General features: G+C 59.5%; 16 protein-coding genes. 10 read left to right on the top strand and 6 right to left on the bottom strand.

Going from position 1 to position 20017, the window contains the following annotated elements:
- From LBR61_09080 to dnaA, 5 genes are all read right to left on the bottom strand, one after another.
- Positions 1-484: DUF721 domain-containing protein (locus LBR61_09080; protein MDR1732226.1), on the bottom strand; the 484-nt coding region annotated here is incomplete at its 3' end.
- Positions 481-2394 (bottom strand): tRNA uridine-5-carboxymethylaminomethyl(34) synthesis enzyme MnmG, encoded by a 1914-nt coding sequence (gene mnmG / locus LBR61_09085; GenBank protein MDR1732227.1) that lies wholly within the window; start codon positions 2392-2394, stop codon positions 481-483. The genes LBR61_09080 and mnmG, both read right to left, overlap by 4 nt.
- A 76-nt stretch (positions 2395-2470) precedes the next feature.
- Positions 2471-3640, bottom strand: a complete 1170-nt coding sequence (gene recF, locus LBR61_09090; GenBank protein MDR1732228.1) for a DNA replication and repair protein RecF — start codon at positions 3638-3640, stop codon at positions 2471-2473.
- A gap of 80 nt (positions 3641-3720) precedes the next feature.
- A complete protein-coding gene (dnaN, locus tag LBR61_09095; GenBank protein MDR1732229.1) occupies positions 3721-5070 on the bottom strand; it encodes a DNA polymerase III subunit beta in 1350 nt (449 codons plus the stop codon).
- A 361-nt stretch (positions 5071-5431) separates the two neighbouring features.
- A complete protein-coding gene (dnaA, locus tag LBR61_09100) occupies positions 5432-6772 on the bottom strand; it encodes a chromosomal replication initiator protein DnaA (protein ID MDR1732230.1) in 1341 nt (446 codons plus the stop codon).
- A 291-nt stretch (positions 6773-7063) separates the two neighbouring features.
- Between dnaA and LBR61_09105 the strand changes: the two genes are divergently transcribed.
- The 9 genes from LBR61_09105 to LBR61_09145 all read left to right on the top strand — a co-directional run bounded on the left by LBR61_09105 (position 7064) and on the right by LBR61_09145 (position 16439).
- Positions 7064-8335: an aminotransferase class V-fold PLP-dependent enzyme gene (locus LBR61_09105; GenBank protein MDR1732231.1), complete on the top strand. Its 1272-nt coding sequence runs from the start codon at positions 7064-7066 to the stop codon at positions 8333-8335.
- On the top strand, positions 8317-9114 hold the full coding sequence (locus tag LBR61_09110; GenBank protein ID MDR1732232.1) for a hypothetical protein: 798 nt from the start codon (positions 8317-8319) through the stop codon (positions 9112-9114). The genes LBR61_09105 and LBR61_09110 overlap by 19 nt, the downstream gene beginning before the upstream one ends.
- Positions 9115-9209: 95 nt before the next feature.
- On the top strand, positions 9210-10583 hold the full coding sequence (gene trkA / locus LBR61_09115; protein ID MDR1732233.1) for a Trk system potassium transporter TrkA: 1374 nt from the start codon (positions 9210-9212) through the stop codon (positions 10581-10583).
- Between the two features lie 7 nt (positions 10584-10590).
- Positions 10591-12063: a TrkH family potassium uptake protein gene (locus LBR61_09120; protein MDR1732234.1), complete on the top strand. Its 1473-nt coding sequence runs from the start codon at positions 10591-10593 to the stop codon at positions 12061-12063.
- Between the two features lie 130 nt (positions 12064-12193).
- Positions 12194-13879: a fused MFS/spermidine synthase gene (locus LBR61_09125; GenBank protein MDR1732235.1), complete on the top strand. Its 1686-nt coding sequence runs from the start codon at positions 12194-12196 to the stop codon at positions 13877-13879.
- A 101-nt stretch (positions 13880-13980) separates the two neighbouring features.
- Complete coding sequence (locus LBR61_09130; protein MDR1732236.1) at positions 13981-15015, top strand: substrate-binding domain-containing protein; 1035 nt, start codon at positions 13981-13983, stop codon at positions 15013-15015.
- 22 nt (positions 15016-15037) lie between these two features.
- Positions 15038-15448 carry a hypothetical protein gene (locus tag LBR61_09135; protein ID MDR1732237.1) on the top strand — a complete coding sequence of 137 codons (411 nt, stop codon included), beginning with the start codon at positions 15038-15040 and terminating at the stop codon, positions 15446-15448.
- A 96-nt stretch (positions 15449-15544) separates the two neighbouring features.
- Complete coding sequence (locus tag LBR61_09140) at positions 15545-16249, top strand: hypothetical protein (protein MDR1732238.1); 705 nt, start codon at positions 15545-15547, stop codon at positions 16247-16249.
- A 25-nt stretch (positions 16250-16274) separates the two neighbouring features.
- Positions 16275-16439: a hypothetical protein gene (locus tag LBR61_09145; GenBank protein ID MDR1732239.1), complete on the top strand. Its 165-nt coding sequence runs from the start codon at positions 16275-16277 to the stop codon at positions 16437-16439.
- A gap of 105 nt (positions 16440-16544) precedes the next feature.
- Here LBR61_09145 and LBR61_09150 read toward each other — a convergent pair whose 3' ends face one another.
- Positions 16545-17780 (bottom strand): MFS transporter, encoded by a 1236-nt coding sequence (locus tag LBR61_09150; GenBank protein MDR1732240.1) that lies wholly within the window; start codon positions 17778-17780, stop codon positions 16545-16547.
- A gap of 561 nt (positions 17781-18341) precedes the next feature.
- Here LBR61_09150 and LBR61_09155 point away from each other — a divergent pair.
- Entirely contained in the window at positions 18342-19823 is a 1482-nt protein-coding gene (locus LBR61_09155) for an ABC transporter substrate-binding protein (protein MDR1732241.1), read from the top strand.
- The last annotated feature ends 194 nt before the right edge of the window (positions 19824-20017 follow it).

Genomic DNA, 20017 nt, shown 5'->3' on the forward strand with positions numbered 1-20017 from the left:
ATTTTCTGAATCGTTTTGTGAAAAAGGCCTGAAGGCGGGCCAGGGCGTCGGCGGCGTCCTCCGGCAGGTCGGGAGCCCGATCCTGACAGAGGCGGCGAAACTCCCGAACCTCCTCATCCCTCACGGTCACCTCCGGGGGGCGGAGCCTTCCGCCGGCTCCGGAGGCGCGCTTCACCGGAGGCCGCCCCACGACGACCTTCACCTTCCGGACCTCCAGCGCCCAGTTCTCCCTCAGAGCCCGGGCGATATTGCCGCCCATCATGGACAGACGGCTGGCCACCAGAGGCGTGTCCGCGGTGACGAGCAGTTCGCCGTTCACCAAGTCCGTTGGGGCGGAACGGCCCCCCAGAGCGGGCCCCACCACCTTTCCCCACTCCGACGCGGCCCGCTCCAGCTTCGCGAAATCGGCGAAGTCGGGCATCACCCGGGGAAGCAGTTCCTCCAGCGCCTGAAACCCTTCTCCCCGCCTCCGGGCGCTCCTCACGACCCGGCAGCCCCGGCCCGGCGGGCCTTCAGCGCCACCGAAAGAAGCTGGACGTCCGTCGGCGTCACCCCCGAAATGCGCAGGGCCTGACCCAGCGAGCGGGGACGGAAGCGGGAGAGCTTCTGACGGCTTTCCGCCAGCAGGCTTTTGACGCTGTCGTAGTCGAATTTTTCCGGAATCAGCACCCGATCCATGGAGTCCATTCGGGCGGCGGCCCGCTCCTCTTTTTCGATATAGCCCACGTAGCGCAGCTCCGTCTCCACGTGAAACCCGTCGTCCTCGTCCAGACGGACCGGCTCTTTTCCGGAGGCGGACAGAAGGGTCCCCAGCAGTTCCAGCGTCACGTTGCGACGGCGCAGCATCAGCGCCCCGGTCACCGGCTCGGAGAGGGGATCGGAATCCGCTTCTTCCAACAGGCGGTTGATTTCCTCCGAGGGAAGGATTTTCTCGGTTTTCAGGCGCAGAATCTCCGAGTCCGCCCGGCTCCACCGACGGTTCAGCTCCTCCCATCGGGCGTCGTCGATCAGGCCGACCCTCCGGCCCAGGGGGCACAGGCGGCGGTCCGCGTTGTCGTGCCGCAGCAGCAGGCGGTGTTCACAGCGACTGGTGAACATACGGTAGGGCTCGGTGGTGCTCTTCGTGGTCAGGTCGTCCACCAGAACGCCGATGTAGGACTCCGCCCGGCTGAGAACCAGCTGTTCCTCCCCACGGACCCCGAGAGCGGCGTTGATCCCCGCCAGAAGCCCCTGAGCGGCGGCCTCCTCGTAGCCGGAGGTCCCGTTGACCTGCCCGGCGCAGAAGAAGCCCCCGATCTCCCGGTTCTCCAGAGTGGAGCGAAGCTGTTCGGGAGGCAGATAGGTGTACTCGATGGCGTAGCCCGGCCGGATGATCTTCGCGTTCCTGCAGCCGGGCAGCGAGTGGATCAGCGCCACCTGCACGTCGTAGGGCAGGCCGGTGGAGAAATTCTGAACGTAGACCTCCTTCGAGCGGGACGAAATCGGCTCGAACACCAGGGGATGAATATGACGGTCGGGAAATTTCAGAAATTTATCCTCCAGAGAGGGACAGTAGCGGGGCCCCGCCGTTCCGATGACGCCGGTGACCAGGGCCGACCGGTGGATGTTGGCCGCCAGAACCTCGTGGGTCTCCTCCGTGGTGTGAGAGAAGTAGCAGGCGTAACCGTTTCCCGCGGAGCCTCCTCCGTAAATTTTTTTCTCTCCCCACAGGTCGAAGCAGAGGGGCGTGTCCTCCGAGCGCTGGACGCGGGTCTGGGAGAGGTCGATGGTATCGAAGTTCAGGCGGGGGGTGGTGTCGGTTCGCATCCGTCCCGTCCGAAGCCCCAGAGACGACAGGGAGTTGAACAGCTCCCGGGCCGGAGGCTGACCCATGGGTCCTGAGGGAAAGGAAATCTCCCCGATCCAGCCCCGTCCGTCCAGGTACGTTCCGGAGCAGAGGACCACGGCCCGGGCCTCGTAGGTGGACCCGTGCCGCGTTTTCACCCCCGCCACGCGGCCGCCCCGAACCAGCAGTTCCACGGCCTCGTCCTGATGAACGTCAAGGTTGTCGTCCGCCACGCACAGGGCGGTGGTGTAGTGCAGAGCGTAGAGTTTCGGGTCGCACTGGGCCCGCAGAGCGCGGACGGCGGCCCCTTTGGACGTGTTGAGCCACCGGATGAGTTGGGTGGAAGCGTCCGCCGCCCGGGCCTGCTCCCCTCCCAGGGCGCTGATCTCCCGGACCAGATGTCCCTTGGCCGGGCCTCCGATGGAGGGATTACAGGGCATCAGCGCCGTGTTGTCCACGCTGAGGTTTAGAATGAGCGTCCGGCAGCCGATGCGCGCCGAGGCCAAAGCCGCCTCGCAGCCCGCGTGTCCGCCGCCGATGACGATGACGTCGTATGTGTCGTGATACATGCTGTCAACTCCTCAATGTCTGTTGAACTGCTGAATAAAATAAATTAAATTAAACCCCGCACAGGGACGGCGTCCATTATCTCACATTATGTAAAACTTCTCCCTCGCGCAGAAGCGCCACGTTTCCCGTTTCGTTCGAGAAGGGATTTTCTTCGGCGTCAGCGGAGGCAGCGGTGACGAAAACCTGCCAGCCGGAGCCTGTCAGCGCTTGGCCCATCAGACGGCGACCCTCTCCGTCCAGCTCGGCGGCGATGTCGTCCAGCAGGAGAATCGGTGTCACGCGCATTCGGGAGTGAATCACCTGACCGGCGGCCAGCACCGACGCGGCCACGGTTCTGCGTTTCTGCCCCCGGCTGAGGGACTGGGACGCCGGACGGCCGAAGCAGGAAAAAAGCAGATCGTCCCGGTGGGGGCCCATCAGCGGAATTCCCGCGCGACGCTCTCTCTCGAAATTTTCTCTCAGGTCGGCGGCCAGACCAGCCGCAGCGTCCGCCGGGTCCGAAGGGTCGAAGGTCCGGGTCGAGCCTCGGTGGTCCAGATCCAGTTTCAGCCCTCGGGGCAAAAGACCAAAGTCCTGAAGCGCGAAGGCCTCCTTCAGAGCAGCCGCGGTTTTCCACCGAACGACCCGAATCCACCCCCCGAACCGGACCAGAGGCAGGGCCGTGGCCTCCAGAGCCGAGGGGGCGGGGCAGGGGGAGCGCAGCAGGGCCGACCTCTGACGCAGAATTTTCCGATACTCCGCGAGACGCCGGGCGTAAAGGGGCGACAAAAGAGCGCAGAGCCGGTCCAGAAAGAGACGGCGCAGGGAGGGCGAGCCATCCAGAAGCCCGATGTCTCTGGGCAGAAAAACAAAAGCGGGCAGCAGGGCCCGAAGGGACGAATAGGTCGCCCGTTCTCCCTCCACGGAAAAGGAAATCCGGGAGGAAATCGACGCCCGAACCTCGACCTTCCGCTCTCCCTCCGCCCGCGCCAGAAGGAAGGTTCCCGTTGGATTCTTTGACCCCGAAATTTCAGTGGAATCCGTTATTTCCGTTTCCTGAGAATCCTGCCCGTCGGGCCAGGTGACCAGAGACGAGGTCCGATTTCCCTCAAAAGCTCCCCAGCCGCACAGCACGGCCAGCGCCTCCAGAAGGTTGGTTTTTCCGGCCCCGTTCATCCCCAGGATGACGTTGAGCCCCGAATGCCAGGAAAGACGGCAGGGCTTCAGATTTCTAAAACCTCTCCAGACGGTCTCCGCAATTCTCACGGTTTAATTCACAGTTTAATTTTTATGACATAACTTTTACAGCGTAATTTTGACTGAAAGAAAGCCGTAAACAGACGGAATCAGGCGTCCGTTTCCGGCATTTTTTCCGGCTCCGAAGTTTCTGCCGGCTCTGCCGTTTCCGCCTGCGCCGGCTCGGACTTTGCGCCTTTTTCTTTTTTGCCCGAACGACGCGGGGCTTCAGCCTCAATTACTATTTCCTCCTTCAAAGTTTCCGGAGCTTCGTCCTCTTCCGGAGGGGTGGAGTCTGCGGCGGCTTCCTCCCCCTCTTCCTCCTCCTCGGGCTCTAGCAGATCCTCGTCGGCCACCCGCATGGGCATGAGCATGTAGAGAAAATCGTCCGCTCCCTGTCGGATGAGGGTCATCTGCCCCTGGTCACCGTTGAGGTTCATACAGACGTCGTCCGCCCCCAGAGACTTGAGACCGTCCTGAAGATAGCCCACGTTGAACCCGGCCCGCATGGATTCCCCGTCGATTTTCGCGTCCAGATACTCCACGACGGTGCCCAGTTCCGGGGCGCGGCCCGTCATTTTCACCCGCCCGCCCGGAGAAAACTGCATCACCACGAGGCGGCTGTAGGAGCGGACGATGACGTCCACGCGCTCCAGAGCCGACAGCAGGGCGTCCCGCCTCAGAATAGCCGTAGTGGTGCTGCCGGGATTCAGAACCCTCTCGTAACTGGGGAAGGAGGACTCCACCCGACGCACCGAAAACTCCAAATCTCCCATCTGGAACCAGGCCAGCGAGCCATCCCCGAGGACACGCACGGGAACATCCGACGACTGGGCGGCGAGAAGGCGCTGCAGCTCTCGAAGAGCCGACAGAGGCAGAAGCATGTCGGAATTTTGTTCCCCCTGACAGGTACACTTTGAAAGAGAGAGCCGCCGCCCGTCCGTGGAGACCACCTGAAAAAGGTTCCCCTGAACCTGAAGCAGACAGGCCCCCAGGTACTTCGGAAAATCGTCGGTGGCGGAGCTGGCGATGGATCCCTCCGCCAGAACCCTCAAAAGCTCCCCTCCGGTGAGGACGCACAAACTCTCCGCCCCCTCGCTTTTGGGCAGCTGAGGAAAATCCCCCACCGGCCAGGTGGTGAAACGGGTCCGGTTCCGTCCCATGCTCAGAACACCCCGATTTCCCTTGATCTCCACCTTCAGGGTGTCCACGGACGCCTTCTTGAAAAGCTCCCCAAGAAGTTTCACCGGAAAAATGGCGGAACCCTCCTCCGAAACGGCGATTCCCCCCGCCACGCAGCGAATGGAGGTCTTCAAATCCGTGGCCTGCAGGTATACCCGGTCGTTCTCCGCACTCACCAGAATCCCTCCGAGAGCGGCCACCGTGCTTCTGTCGCTGCTGGATCTCTCGGCCATCTGCCACCATTTCATAAATTCTGAGCGAATAATATCTATTTTCATATGATTTCTCCCTCCTGGGTTATCCTCAAGACTTTCTTTCACAGCTTCTTTTACAGTTTTTTATATATAAAAACAGTAACAGAAGTAATAAGAGAGAACAACTCTGTGGATAAGTCGGTCGCCCCCTTTAACGGCGGACTTTCATTTCCTGTGGAATACCTGTGAAAATCCTGTGGGCCGAATGTGGACAACCGGAATAACTTTCCAGATTCCTTTCGGATGCTGTGGAAAACTCAACTTGTCCACACCTCCGTCCACACTTTTTTACACAGGAAATTCACAGGGTTATCCACAAAAAACACGCCTCGCAACACAATTTATATTCTATAACTGTTATATTTCATAATATGTATCTCGCAATTTACAGTTTGCTCCGGATGCTGTCCACAATATTCCTCAGTTTTTCGTCGTCCCTGAGAAGCTGAGAGATCTTTCTCTGGGCGTGGATGACCGTCGTGTGGTCCTTTTTTCGGAAGGCCTGAGCCACCTGGTTCAGGCTGGAGTCCGTGTGCTCCCGGCAGAGGTACATGGCGACCTGTCGGGCCATGGCGATTTCCGCGGTTCTCTTGTTGCCGGTCAAATCCTCCACGGTCATTCCGAAGGCCTCTGCCGCCATAGCCTGAATGTCGGCCAGAGTGGCGGGGTTCTTCAAATCCGACTTCAGGATGTCCTTGAGCCAGGTGGAGGCGCTGTCGATGCTCACCGGCTCGGCGTTCAGCTCGGAGCAGGCGATCAGGCGGTTGAGAGCTCCCTCCAGCTCTCGGATGTTACTGGGAATACGGCGGGCCAGAAAATCGATAACCTCGTCCGGAATTGAGCATTCCCTCAGGGCGGCCTTTTTCCTCAGTATGGCGATTCGGGTTTCGATGTCGGGAGGCTGGATGTCCGTCACCAGCCCCCAGGCGAAGCGGCTGAGGAGACGGTCCTCGATATCGCGCATTCCCGTGGGCGGGTGGTCCGAGCAGATCACGATCTGCCGGTTGGCCCCCCTCAGAGCCTCGAAGGTGTGGAAAAATTCCTCCTGACTGGAGTTTTTCCCCGCCAGAAACTGGATGTCGTCCATGAGGAGGATGTCCACGTTCCGGTAGCGGTGCTTGAACTCGTGTCCCTGCCGGAGCTGCAGCGACTGGATGAACTCGTTGACAAATTTTTCGGTGCTGAGGTACACCACGCTCAGATTGTGCTTTTTTTCCAGCGCGTGATGGCAGATGGCGTGCATCAGGTGGGTTTTCCCCAGACCGACGCCTCCCCAGATGAAAAGGGGATTGTAGGCCTCCCCGGGGCTCTCCGCCACGGCCAGGCTGGCGGCGTGGGCCAGACGGTTGGACTTGCCCACGACAAAAGAAGAAAATACGTAATTCGGATTCAGAGTGGTGTTGGAGGGGTTGGGTTTCCCCACCGCCTTTTCCGCCCTCTTTTCCCATCCTGCCCTTTTTTCCTCGTCCTCCGGCTCGGTGGAGGTCTCCAGACGAATGGAGGAAACCTCCCCCAGTTCCTTTGCGGCGCGGTTCAGCTCGCTGAGGTAGAGCGTTCCGATACGTTCCTTCACAAAAACATTGGCGACGTCCACAACCAGCACGTCGTCCTCCACATCCGTGGGCGAACAGGTTGTGAACCACAGGTCCGCCGTTCCCTCGGGAAGGCGGGACGTCGCCCGGTCGATAATGCTCTGCCACAGGGTCTGCAGGTCCTTTTGCACCAGTTTCACCTCTAAAAGTTATTCCCAGAATTTCCCACAACTTATCCACAGGCGAAACACGCTCGTGGGGTCTTTTGGGGTAATTATACACTTATCCACATTCATAAACCCAAGTTTCTGTGGATAAGTTGCGTTCGCGGGACTGCGTTCTTTTCCCCAAAAATCGACGCGCCCCAAATCAACACAGGGACTCTAATGGTATCATACAGAAATTATGGATTGCATCGCCGATAAATCTGAGGCATCATAACGCAAAAGGGCAAAAGGAAGCAAAAGGAAGGATATTTGAAAAATATGTCTGTTTATCTCAACAACGCCGCCACCACTTGGCCGAAACCTCCCTGCGTGTCCCGGGCCGTAGCGGATTTTATCATCTCGGGGGGAGCCAGCCTGGCCAGAGGAACCGCGTCGGAGCGGGACATGAAAACCCTTTCTCTGGTTCTGGAGTGTCGGATTCTTCTGGCTCGGCGGTTCGGGGGCTTCGAAAATGGGGATCCCCGCTACGTCACGTTCTGTTCCGGCGTCACCGAGGCTCTGAACCTGGTGCTGAAGGGTTTTCTGTCCTTCTGTTCTTCCCGCCGTTCTTCCCATGAGGGCCGACCCCTTCGGGTTCTTTCCTCCCAAATGGAGCACAACGCCGTGGTGCGGCCTCTGAGGGGACTGGAGCGGCAGGGGGTGAGGACGGAGTTTCTTCCCTGCGACCCCGACGGCTTCCTCCGGCCGGAGACGGTGAAGGAAGCTCTGGCGGCGGAAAAAGCGGATTTGATGGTCCTCAGCCACGCCAGCAACGTCTGCGGGACGATCCAGCCTCTGCCGGACATCGCGGAGCTCTGCGGCGCCTTCGACGTTCCTCTGGTGGTGGACGCCGCCCAGACGGCGGGAGCTTTATCCTTCGGAAACTCCTTCGAAAAGGAGGGAGAGCCGGATTTTCGGGCGGCGGACTGGAACTTGGCGGCCCTCTGCTTCACCGGTCACAAGGGGCTCATGGGCCCCCAGGGCACGGGAGGCGTTCTCTGGAGGCCGGATTTCGCCGAGCGGACGGCTCCTCTGGTAGAAGGGGGGACCGGCAGCTTCTCCCAAGTGGAGTTTCAGCCCTCCGACATGCCGGACAAATTCGAGGCCGGAACCCCCAACCTTCCGGGCATCGCGGGGCTTTACGCCTCCCTTCTGTGGCTGGAGGAAACCGGCGTGAAAACGGTGGAGCGAAGGGAAAGGGAGATGGGGGAGCGGCTGCTTGAAGGCCTGAAGGAAATCGACGGGGCCGTCCTGGGGGGCCGGTCCTCAATGGAGGGTCGGCTGCCGGTTTTTTCGGTGAATTTTCGCGAGCCCGACGTTTTCAATAAATCGGGTGAGTTTGGTGAATTTGTGGACAACGGCGTTCTGGCGGACCGGCTTTCACAGGAGGGGTTCGAGACCCGACCGGGCCTGCACTGCGCGCCTCTGGCCCACCGGACCCTGGGGACGTTCCCTCAGGGAAGCCTGCGGGTTTCGCCGGGGTATTTCAACGAGCCGGAGGACATTGACGCTTTTCTGGAGGCGGTGAAGAGATGTATACGAGAAAACTGAACGTTCTGCCCTCCGGAGCGGGCTGCACGGGCCAGATAAAACTGCGGAACCTGCTGGACTGCCTGCAGGACACGGCGTCTCTGGCGGTTCAGGATGTGGAGGGAACCCCGGGGGCTCTCATGAGCCGGGGGTACGCCTGGGTGCTTCTGAAGTACGATCTGGACGTGGTTCTTCGTCTGCCGGCCATGGACGAGACCTTCGAGATCCGGACCTGGCACATGCCCGACTCGGGCTTTTACACCCTGCGCGTTTTCGAGATCGACGGAGAGGGCCCCGGCGGGCTGCTTCCGCTGGTGCGGGCGAAAACGTCCTGGATCCTGCTGGATTTGGCGGCGGGTCGTCCGGTGCGGCCCATCAAACACCTGCCGGAGGTGTTCACCCGGGACGCCCAGCCCATTTCGGCCGACTTTCGGGACGTTCCCAAGGCGGGGACCGCGCCGGTTCGGGAGGCGATGTTTCCCGTGCGTTTTCACGACCTCGACGCCAACATCCACGTGAACAACGCCGTCTATTTCGAGTGGCTTTTCGAGGCCACCCCTCTGGATTTGACGGCTTGGGGAGTGAAATCCATGAGCGCGGAGTTTCGGGTCAGCGCAAAGCCGGGGGACACCATCCGCGTGGAGGTTCAGGAGCGTCCGGGAGGCGGCGTGAAAAACGCGCCGGAGTACCTCTACACCATGTGGAGCACCGCGGAGCCGGACGACTCCCGTGGGGGCAGGAGGCCGCTGGCGCGCTTCCGGTGCCTCTGGGAGCCGCTGGAGGCCGCCGGCAGAAATTAGTGGAAATTGAGCTGAAATTGAGCTGATCCGTTGCCCTTCCGATACAACAGAGGAAGAGCGGGAGAGAATCCTGGGAGGGAAATCGGGGGTTCCGTATGAGAATTGTCATTGTTGGCGCGGGGGAGGTCGGATTCACCCTCGCCGAGACGCTTTCCAGCGAAGGGCATGACGTAAACGTCGTGGAGCAGGACGACGTCCGGGCGGACCGGGCGGAGTCGGAGCTGGACGTTCGGGTGATCCGGGGAAACGGTTCGCGGCCTCAGGTTCTTTATGACGCGGGAGTTCGCCGGGGCTGCGACGTGGACTTTCTGGTGGCCTGCACGGACCGGGACGAGGCCAACATTCTGGCCTGCTGGATCGGCCGGCACGCGGGGGTCAGGCGGGTGATCGCCCGGGCGAAGGATCTGGAGTTCACGGACTCCCCCACCTGGGGCCGGGATCTGGGAATCGACATGATGGTGTCCCCGGAGCGCTCCGTGGCCCGGGAGATTCTGGAGCTGCTTTCCGTCAGCACGGCTATTCACACCGCGGAGCTTCTGGGGGGCCGGGCGGCCATCTACGCCTTCCGCATCGCGCCGGAGTCCCCTCTGGTGGGGCTTTCCCTGAAGCAGATGCGCATGAAGAACACCGACCTCATCGCCATCGTGGTCTACATCGAGCGGGAGGGAGAGGACGACATCGTCCCCAACGGAGACACGGTGCTTCAGGAAGGGGACATCTGCTACGTGGTTTCTTATCGTGAGCAGGTCTGGCGTCTGGAGAAGCTGTTTCAGCTCCGAAGCTCCCGCCCGCTGAAGCGCGTGTTCATCGTGGGGGGCGGCAAGCTGGGCTTTCAGGTGGCCCAGAGGCTCCAGAGCAACTACAGGGGCGTGGAGGTCCGTCTGATCGACCGGGATCGTGAGCAGTGCGAAAAACTGGCCTCCGAGCTGGGAGGGACCCTGGTTCTCCACGGGGACGGGGCGGACGCCGGCCTCCTGACCGAAGAGGGCATCGCCGAGGCCGACGGCTACGTCTGCGCCACGGAGTCCGACGAGGTCAACCTGGTTTACGGCACCATCGCCAAGTCCCTGGGCGCTCAAAAGTGCATCGCCGTGGTGCGCAAACGCCTCTATCTGGACATGCCGGAGCGGATGCCCATCGACTCCGTGGTGGACCCCAACGCGGCGCTGGCCTCGGTGATTCTGCGTTATATCCGGTATCCGGGGAACTCCCGGGCACTGTCCATCATCGAAAAAATCGACGCCGAGATGCTGGAGATCGAAATTCCGCAAAACTACCCGATGGAGGGGATCACCCTGTCGGAGCTGGGGGTTCCCAGGGGCGTTCTGGTGGCTCTGGTGGCGCGGAAAAAAGAGGTGTTCGTCCCGGGCGGAGACACCGCCTTCAAAGCGGGGGATCACGTGATCCTCTTCGCCTCCACGGAGCAGATGCCCGCGGCCTCCGAATTTTTCAGAACCGATCGGGAGTGACCTTCTTTTGAAACTGAAACTTGTGGCCCGGGTCCTTTCTCTCGTTTGTCTGGTCGTTTCCCTTTTTATGATTTTCCCCCTGATCTGGAGCCTTGTGGACGACGGGCCGGACAAATGGGGCTTTGTCCAGGCGCTGTTCTTCGGCCTGGCGGCCAGCGGCGTGATGTTTTTCGCCGGGGGCGGCCGGAAGAAGCGGGACGATTACGAGGAGCTGGGCATTCGGGAGGCCTTCGCCGTGGTCAGCCTGTCCTGGATCATCGCCACGGCGGTGGGGGCGCTCCCCTACATGCTGTCCGGAGTTCTGCCCTCCTACACGGACGCTTTTTTCGAGACCATGTCGGGCTTTACCACCACCGGCTCCTCGGTGATCATGGACGTGGAGGCGGTTCCCCGGGGCCTGCTGTTCTGGCGGGCCATGACCCACTGGATCGGGGGCATGGGGATCGTGGTTCTCAGCCTCGCCGTGCTGCCCTTTCTGGGGGTGGGGGGCATGGAGCTCTACAAGGCCGAGGTGCCGGGCCCGACCCCGGAAAAACTGACGCCCCGTGTGCAGCAGACGGCCCTCTTTCTCTGGGCGGTTTACATGCTGCTCACGTTTTTGCAGACGGTTCTGCTGATGATGGGGGGAATGACGCTTTTCGACGCGCTGGCCCACGCCTTTTCCACCATCTCCACCGGGGGATTTTCCACAAAAAACACCTCCGTCGCCTGGTTCGACAGCGCTTATATCGAGTGGGTGATCACCTTCTTCATGGTGGCCTCGGGAGTCAATTTTTCCCTGCATTTCCTGTATTTGACGGGCTTTCTTCGCCGAGCCTTGCGGGACGACGAGTTCCGGTGGTACATAGGCATTTTTGTGGGGGTCAGCGCCGTGATCGCCGTCTTTCTGCTGTCCTGGAACCTGGCCGACGGCGTCGAGCACGCGGTGCGGGCGGCGGCGTTTCAGACGGGGAGCTTTTTGACGACCACGGGCTTCATCTCGGAGAACTACGACAGATGGCCCCACTTCACCCAGTTTCTGCTGTTGCTGGCGGCCTTTGTGGGGGGCTGCGGGGGGTCCACGGGAGGCGGGCTGAAGGTCGTCCGTCTGGTGGTGCTTCTGCGCACGATCCGGGTGGCCTGCCGGAACCTGCTGCATCCCCGGGCCGTTCTGCACACCCGGCTGAACGGGACGGTGGTGTCGGCTCAGGCGCTGGGGGGCGTGCTGTCCTTCTTCACCCTTTATATGGCGATCATCGCCGGCGCGGCTCTGGCCGTGACCCTGTTGGGCAACGACCGGCTGGACGTGCGGACGGCGCTTTCCGGCGTGGTGGCCAGCATCGTCAACCTGGGCCCGGGACTGGGGGATTTAGGGGCTGTGGACAACTACGCCTGGCTTCCCGCGGGGGTCAAGTGGATCTTCTGCTTCTGTATGCTGGCGGGCCGTCTGGAGCTTTACGCGGTGATTCTCCTCCTGTTCCCCAGCACCTGGAAACGCTGAACCGGAACGATACGCTATAATGGTCAAACGATACTCCGGAAATGCATAATACGTCATGAGTAATATGTGATGAATAATAATGAGGGGTAATACTGAGGAGATTTTTTGAAATTCGAGGTGAAATGAGCAGATGGTGGAACCCAATGAAAACGAGACGCCGCCTTCGACGGCGGGTGTCAGGGGAGAAAATCCGGAGCCCCGGCATAAAGCGGGGTACAAGGACCGTCCGGAACGAGAAAAAAGAGACCTTCATCCGGGATTTCAATCGGAGCGGAAGGCGAAGGCGGTTGCCAAAAGCACAGGAGGAGGGACAGACGTCCGGACTCTGAACGCGGCGTCCTTCGTCTGCGGGGCGGCCGTCATGGTTCTGGAGATGGCCGGGTCCCGGGTGGTGGCTCCTTACATGGGGACGTCCCTGATCGTGTGGACGGCGCTGATCGGCATCATCATGGCGAGCCTCAGCGCGGGATACTGGCTGGGAGGCGTGGCGGCGGACCTGCGGCCCGAGCGGAAGATCCTTGCCAGAATCATTCTGCTGGCGGCCGTTTTCACGGCTTTGACGGCCTTCATGGCGAACCCGCTTCTTTCGTTTTTGTCCGGAATTTTCGTGTCCAGCCTTCATTTTTCCGCCGTGCTGGCGGCTCTGATTCTCTTTACCGTTCCGGGGGTGCTGTTGGGCATGGTCTCCCCCTTCATCGTGCGTCTGGCCATGAAGGACGTGGGGACCTCCGGAACCACCGTGGGGCGCTTTTCCGCGCTTTCCTCGGCGGGAAGCATTTTCGGGACCTTCCTCGGGGGGTTCGTGCTCATCGCGTATTTCGCCTCGGGAACCATTCTTCTGCTGGTGTCGGCGACTTTGGCCCTCGTGGCCCTGATGGTCTACCGGTCCGCCTGGAAGAAGGCCGCGGCGCTGGGCGTGGTCTTTCTCGCCGCGGGAGGCGCGGTGCAGGTCTGGGGTATGCCCATGGCTCTGGTGGGAGAGCACATCGAAACGCCCTACAACCACATCTGGGTGGCCGAGAACATGAGGGCCTCCGGACGGCGGGTGAGAGTCATGATGACCGACCCCCTGGGGGCCCAGTCCGTCATGTACACGGACAACCCCACGGAGCTGGTCAGCGACTACACGAAATTCTACGACCTGGCCTTCCGGTTCAACCCGGGGATAAAGCGCGTTCTCATGCTGGGGGGCGGGGGCTACTGCGTTCCCCGTCACGTGATGGAGGAACATCCGGACATTCATATGGACGTGGTGGAGATCGATCCCGGCGTGACCGCCGCGGCCCGGCGCTATTTTTACCTTCAGGATATGCCGGGGCTCTCCATTCATCACGAGGACGCCCGCATCTTTCTGAACCAGGCCGCTGCGGACCCCGAGCTGAGGGGCTCCTGGGACGCAGTTTTCGCGGACGTGTTCGGGTCCTCCTACTCCATTCCCTTCCACCTGACCACGGTGGAGGCCGCCCGGAAAATGTTCGACCTGCTGACGCCGGGAGGCGTGATGATCTCCAACGTCATCTCCTCTCTGGAAGGGCCCAGAAGCCTTGTTTTTCAGGGTATTTACGGAGCTGTCTCCTCGGTGTTCCCCCGAGTGCAGATCTTCCCCGCCTCCCGGCCGGAGCCGGAGTTCCGCACCTCCCGCCAGAACATCATGCTGGTGGCCTTCAAGTCTCCGGAGGACCTGCCTCCGGCCTCTCCCTGGGACGCCTACACCGCGGGACTGCTGGCCCATCGATGGACCCGGCCCTTCAACGTTTCGATCCCTCCTTTTACGGATGCCTTCGCTCCCGTGGAGCGTTATTCTTTGATGCAGTGACTGAGATTAATTAATGACTGGGATCAAGCCGGATGCGGCATAAAGGCATAAAGAAAAGATAAGATGCGATAAAAAATTGTCCTTGTAAGGAGGCTGTCTCGATGAGACGAATGAATGGAAAAGCGGTTTTTGCAGTGCTTTCAGGCATTGTTTTGAGCCTTTTGTTCCTGTCGCCGGCGAAGGCGGCCGATAACGTGAAGCCCGTACGGGTGGGGCTGGCCCTGCCTACCCAGCAGGAAGAGCGCTGGATTCGGGAGATGGAAATGATCACGGAGGCCGGCAAAGCCGTGGGGCTTGAGGTGCGTTCCCAAATTTCCCGCAACGACCAGAACGACCAGAACCGGCAGATCGACCTGCTTCTGAAGGACGGCATAAAGGTGCTGATTCTCGCCCCTCACGACGGCGCGGCCGCGGCTTCCGCGGTGAAGAAGGCGAAGGACGCGGGGGTGTGGGTGATCGCCTACGACCGCATGATCATGGGGCCGGACGTGAACGTCTACCTCTCCTTCGACAACGTGAAGATCGGGGAGCTGCAGGGCGAGTACCTCACGAAGCTGGTTCCACAGGGGCGTTATGTCCTCATGAGCGGCGCTCCCACCGACGACAACGCCCGGCTGTTCAAGGAAGGGGCCATGCACTTCATCCAGCCCCTGATTTCGAGGGGGGACATCGAGGTCGTGGTGGACCATCCCGTTGTCGACTGGCAGCCCAGCAACGCCCGGAAAATCGTGGAAAACGCCCTGATGCTGGCGGAGAACAAAATCGACGCGGTTCTCGCCCCCAACGACGGCACGGCCAGCGGAGCCATCACGGCTCTGGAGGCTCAGGGGCTGGCCGGAAAGATTCCCGTGTCGGGCATGGACGCCGAACTGACGGCCGCCCAGCGGATCGTCCAGGGGACCCAGACCTTTACGATCTTCAAGGACACCCGGGATTTGAGCAAAAAGGCCGTGGAAATCGCCCTGATGATGGTGAAAGGGGAGGATTTCCTCACTCTGGCCGGGGGCGCCACCATGAAGAACGACGTGAAGGACGTCCCCGCCGTGCTGCTGCCCGCCCATCTGGTGGACAGGAACAATCTGGACGCCCTCCTGATCGACAGCGGCTACCTGAAAAAAGAGGACGTGTATCAGTAAAGTATCAGTGAAGGAAACAGAAGTGAGAGAAACAGGGAAAAAAAGCGAAAAATTTTTCAACACGGCGGGGCCGGTTATTCCGGAAGATCACTACATATTGGATCCTCTGCGCCGTGTCAGTTATGAAGAAATCTCCGACCTGATCGATCAGAAACGTTATTTCGTTCTGCACGCGCCCCGGCAGACGGGGAAAACCACCTCTCTTCTGGCCATGGCCGGTCGCATCAACGAAGAAGGGCGGTATCGCTGCGTTTACATCAATGTGGAAGCCGCTCAGACGGCCCGCAGCGACGTGGCGGAGGGAATGCTGTCGATTCTGACCGAACTGAACGGGGCCTGCAGGGAATATCCGGAGGGCTCTTTCTTCGTGGAACCCGCGGAGCTGGTGAGGTCGAAGGGCGCTCATTCGGCTCTTTCGGTGGCGTTGCGGTAGCTGTGCGAAACGCTGGACCGGCCTCTCGTTCTTTTCATCGACGAAATCGACGCCCTCGTCGGCGATACGCTGGTCTCCGTTCTGCGTCAGCTTCGCATGATTTACGCGAAACGTCCGGAGCGGGCCCCCGCGGCGGTGATTCTCTGCGGCGTTCGGGACGTGAGGGACTACCGAATCCACCGGTCCGACGGGGAGATCGTCACAGGCGGAAGCTGCTTCAACATCAAGGCCGAATCCCTGAAGCTGGGGAATTTTTCTCCGGACGAAATCCGGGAGCTGTACCAGCAGCACACGGCGGCCACGGGGCAGATCTTTCAGGAGGAAATTTATCCGAAGGTCTGGGAACTGACCTCCGGGCAACCCTGGCTGGTGAACGCCCTGGCCCGTCAGGCCACTTGGAAAATGCGGGAAAACCGTGACCGGACCCGCCCGATCACCCCTGAAATTGTCGAAGAAGCGGCGAAACGACTGATTCTGGAGCGGGCGACGCACTTGGACCAGCTTATCGACAAACTGCGTGAACCGCGGGTTCAGCGGGTTCTGGAGTCCCTGCTGGCGGGAGAGACCTGGCGGCGGGATCCCCCGGAGGACGACGTTCAGTACGTTCTGGACCTTGGACTTCTCCGTCGGGACGAAACCGGAGCCCTGGTGGTGGCCAACGGAATTTATCGGGAAATCCTGCCCCGTCAGCTTTTCAGCGTCATGCAGGACAAACTGGCGGGAGTTTTCCCCCACGCCCCCCACAGAGAGACAAACGGCGCGCTGGATATGAGCCGTCTTTTGGCTGAAGACGATTCGTGAGAAATCTCACGGGCCGGAACGGGTTTTGTCGGAGGGGCTGGAGCAGACGGCCCGTTACGCCGACCTGTCCAACGCCTCCGAGGCCCATCTGGTCGTATGCGACCAGCGCCCCGATCGCTCCTGGGAGGAAAAAATCTACGACCACCTCGATCGCTTCAACGACAGAGCGATTCACGTCTGGGGCATGTAAATGTAAAAAGGCGCAACCCTTTTAAGTGGCGTGTAATACCAATTTGCTTTCAATCGAGTGTTAATGAAGAAGCTAATGTTTGAATATCATTGCTTTTAGCTATTTTTATACCGCGTCGGGCCTCACGTCTTTGACGTTGGGGAGGAAAACCGCCAACAGGCCCAGAAGCGGCAGATACGCGCAGATGTGGTAGACCATCTCCACGCCGTAAACGTCCGCCGTTCGCCCCAGAACGGCCGCGCCGATCCCCGCCATGCCGAAGGATACCCCGAAGAACAGCCCCGACACGGTTCCCACGTGGCCCGGAACAAGCTCCTGAGCGAAAACGACGATGGCCGCGAAAGCCGAGGACAGAATGAATCCGATCACGAAGATCATCACGGTGGTCCAGGCCAGATCCAGATACGGCAGAGCCAGAGTGAAGGGCGCGGCCCCCAGAATGGAGAACCAGATCACGTACCGCCGGCCGAAGCGATCTCCCAGCGGGCCTCCCAGCAGGGTCCCCGCCGACATGGCGAACATGAACAGGAACAGACGCACCTGAGCCGCCTCCACGCTGATGCCGAACCGTTGTTTCAGGTAGAAAATGAGATAGTTGTTGATGCTGGCGATGTAGAAGTATTTCGAGAAGATCAGGAGCAGCAGAATGGAGAAGACGCGGAGAATCGTTTTTCGAGGGACGGGATTGGCATGAACCTCCGCTGCGCGGGCCTTCGCTCCGTGAATCTCCTTCGCCTCCCAGCTGCCGATCCAGAGCAGGAGAACCATGGCCGTCAGAGGAAGCACGGAGAGCCAGGACAGGCTGTACTGGCCCCGTGGCATGATGATGGCCGCCGCCAGAAGAGGTCCGCAGGCCTGACCGGCGTGGCCCCCCACCTGAAAAATGGACTGGGCGAAGCCGAACCGCGCCCCCGCCGCCATGCGCGCCACCCGGGAGGACTCGGGATGAAAAACCGAGGACCCCGTCCCCATGATGCAGGCCCCCAGAATGAGCCAGGCGTAAGCCGGCGCGGCGGAAATCGTCAAAATTCCCGACAGAGTGAGACACATGCCCAGGGCCAGAGAGCGGGGCATGGGGTGCCGGTCGGTGAAACGCCCGATCAGGGGCTGGAGCAGAGATCCCGTAATCTGGTAGGTGGTGGAGATCAGGCCCAGTTCGGTGAAGGTCAGGGAAAACTGCTGCATCAGCAGGGGGTAAATGGGAACCAGCAGCGACTGAGTGGCGTCGTTCAGAAAATGAGACAGGCTGATGACGGTCAGGACCGGAAAATTCATCGCTTTGACGGGTGCGGCGAGGTTGCTTTTTCCTGTTTCCGGGGCAGTACAAGAATTCGTTTCCATAATTTCAATTTCCGCCTTTTCAAAAATTTTTGTATCCAACCCTTTGTGCTGCGCTCATGCCAACTCAGGTATCAGCACAGAAGCCAATGTTTAAAGACCGTCGCTTTCATCTGTATCCAGCTCTGAGTCTTTGATTTCGGACAAGCATTAACTGCTTCTCATTGTACCACCGATTTTTTTCCGACTTCCGCGTCAGTGGAGCAGAAAATATTGCAGGGTCAGTTGAAAAAGTAACTGCTTTTTTGCATAATTTATAATAATTGCCACTTATTTGCAGGACTGCTGTTATTTTTCAATTAATATTATCTAAAATAAACCAGTATTTTTATAAAAATAATGCTTGACAATAAAATATCCATGCAGTAGTATTTTTTAAAATTAATTTTATTATTTAATATCCAAATAAAAAATATCCAAAATAAAATATGAAAAATACCGTAAATCCCTGGCGCGCCTGAGAGGATTGGGAGAGGCTGTTTGTTCGGTTTGAGATGCTGTCCCGGCGCTTTTTTGGCGGATCTTTATATCCTTTGAATGGAGGAGGTAGTTACAGTGAAGGTAATGAAGTGTATTGTGGTTTTTGTGATTCTGGCGCTGCTCGCGGTTCCGGCGGCGGCGAAGGACAGGCTGGTGGTGATCGAGGAGTACGACCCCACGACACTGGATCCTATCGGCCACGACGATCTCCCCACTTCCCGGGCCTGCCATGAAATTTACGATACGCTGATCTTCGTGGACGACAGCTCCAACGTCACGCCGGGGCTCGCTGAGAAGTGGGAGTATCTCTCCCCGACGGAGCTCAAATTTTATCTTCGCAAAGGCGTGAAATTTCATAACGGCGACGAGATGAAAGCGAGCGACGTCCGTTTTTCCTTCCTGCGGGCCACTACCGAGGAAGGGGCAAAAATCCGGAACTACGCCCAGAACGTCAAGGATGTGAAGGTTCTTGACGATTATACTGTGGTCATGGAGCTGAAGGATCAGGATTCCTATTTCTTCGCCTCTCTCGCCCACGGCTGGGCCTCTGTTACGAGCGAAAAAGCCGTGAAGGCGGCGGGAGATTCCTACGGCATGCACCCCGTAGGGACCGGGCCTTTCAAGTTCGTGAGCTGGCAGAAGGGCCACAAATACGTGCTGGAGCGTTTCGATGATTTCTGGGGGCCGAAGCCCAAATACAAATACCTTGAGGTCCGCGCCGTCCCCGAACCCACCAGCCGCACCATCGCCCTTGAAACCGGCGAGGCGGACCTTGTGTACCCAATTCCCCCGAACGATGTAAAGCGCGTCAGTGAGAACAAGGATCTCGTGCTCATTCGATACCCGTCGAACACCGTCATTTACATGGGCTTCAACATGACGAAACCCCCTCTGACCGACATTCGCGTCCGTCACGCGATCTCCGCGGCCATTGACGTCGTGGCTATTCAGGCGGCGGTCTTCAGGGGCATCGGCTCGGCCCCCACCACTATAACTCCCCCGGGAATCCGATACTCGCTCAACGACAAACTTCTCCCTCACAAACAGGACGTCGAACTGGCCAAAAAGCTCCTCGCGGAGGCCGGCGTGAAAGATTTGAAGCTGGAAATCTGGAGCAACGAGAACAAACAGCGCGTGGACTGCGCCACCATCGTCCAGGCCCAGCTCGAAGAGATCGGCATCAAGTCCGAAATTCGGGTGCTGGAATGGGGCACGTATTTGAATGGCCTCATGGAAAAGAAACACGACCTTTTCTTCCTGGGCACGATCGCGCAGGTGGCGCATCCCAACCAGCCGATTTCCAATCTTCTGGAATCAACCTCCGGAGGGGGCAACTATACCTTTACCCGCGACGCAAAGATCGACGAGCTGCTGCATAAGGGACGCGCCACGCCTATCGACGAGGCCGGGGAGATTTACGTCGAACTGCAGGAGTACATCAACGAGCTGACCCCAATGATCTACTTTCAGGTCAACGAGTTCATCGGCGGGGCGCAGAAAAACGTGAAAGGCTTCGACCCCCGCGCGACGGGGTTCAACTCCTACCGCAAAGTTTATTTTGAATAATAACGCGTCTAAAAGTTCGTAAAAGAACCGGATTTAGAGGAACAGGCGTCAAAAAGAGAGTCGCCGTCAGATACGGCCCAGGCTCCTGGATTTATAGCGTTGAGATTATTGTGCATTCTTCTCAATTCAGCCACGCAAATGTGCTATGATGAAGACGTTATAATTTTCAGGAGCTTCAATATTATTATAGGATT

Source organism: Synergistaceae bacterium (assembly GCA_031272035.1).
GTDB lineage: Bacteria > Synergistota > Synergistia > Synergistales > Aminobacteriaceae > JAISSA01.

Coding starts and splice junctions, on each gene's coding strand:
- mnmG (MDR1732227.1), bottom strand. CDS start 2,394: ATGTATCACGACACATACGACGTCATCGTCATCGGCGGCGGACACGCG.
- dnaN (MDR1732229.1), bottom strand. CDS start 5,070: ATGAAAATAGATATTATTCGCTCAGAATTTATGAAATGGTGGCAGATG.
- LBR61_09105 (MDR1732231.1), top strand. CDS start 7,064: ATGTCTGTTTATCTCAACAACGCCGCCACCACTTGGCCGAAACCTCCC.
- LBR61_09110 (MDR1732232.1), top strand. CDS start 8,317: ATGTATACGAGAAAACTGAACGTTCTGCCCTCCGGAGCGGGCTGCACG.
- trkA (MDR1732233.1), top strand. CDS start 9,210: ATGAGAATTGTCATTGTTGGCGCGGGGGAGGTCGGATTCACCCTCGCC.
- LBR61_09125 (MDR1732235.1), top strand. CDS start 12,194: ATGGTGGAACCCAATGAAAACGAGACGCCGCCTTCGACGGCGGGTGTC.
- LBR61_09130 (MDR1732236.1), top strand. CDS start 13,981: ATGAGACGAATGAATGGAAAAGCGGTTTTTGCAGTGCTTTCAGGCATT.
- LBR61_09140 (MDR1732238.1), top strand. CDS start 15,545: ATGATTTACGCGAAACGTCCGGAGCGGGCCCCCGCGGCGGTGATTCTC.
- LBR61_09150 (MDR1732240.1), bottom strand. CDS start 17,780: ATGGAAACGAATTCTTGTACTGCCCCGGAAACAGGAAAAAGCAACCTC.
- LBR61_09155 (MDR1732241.1), top strand. CDS start 18,342: ATGAAGTGTATTGTGGTTTTTGTGATTCTGGCGCTGCTCGCGGTTCCG.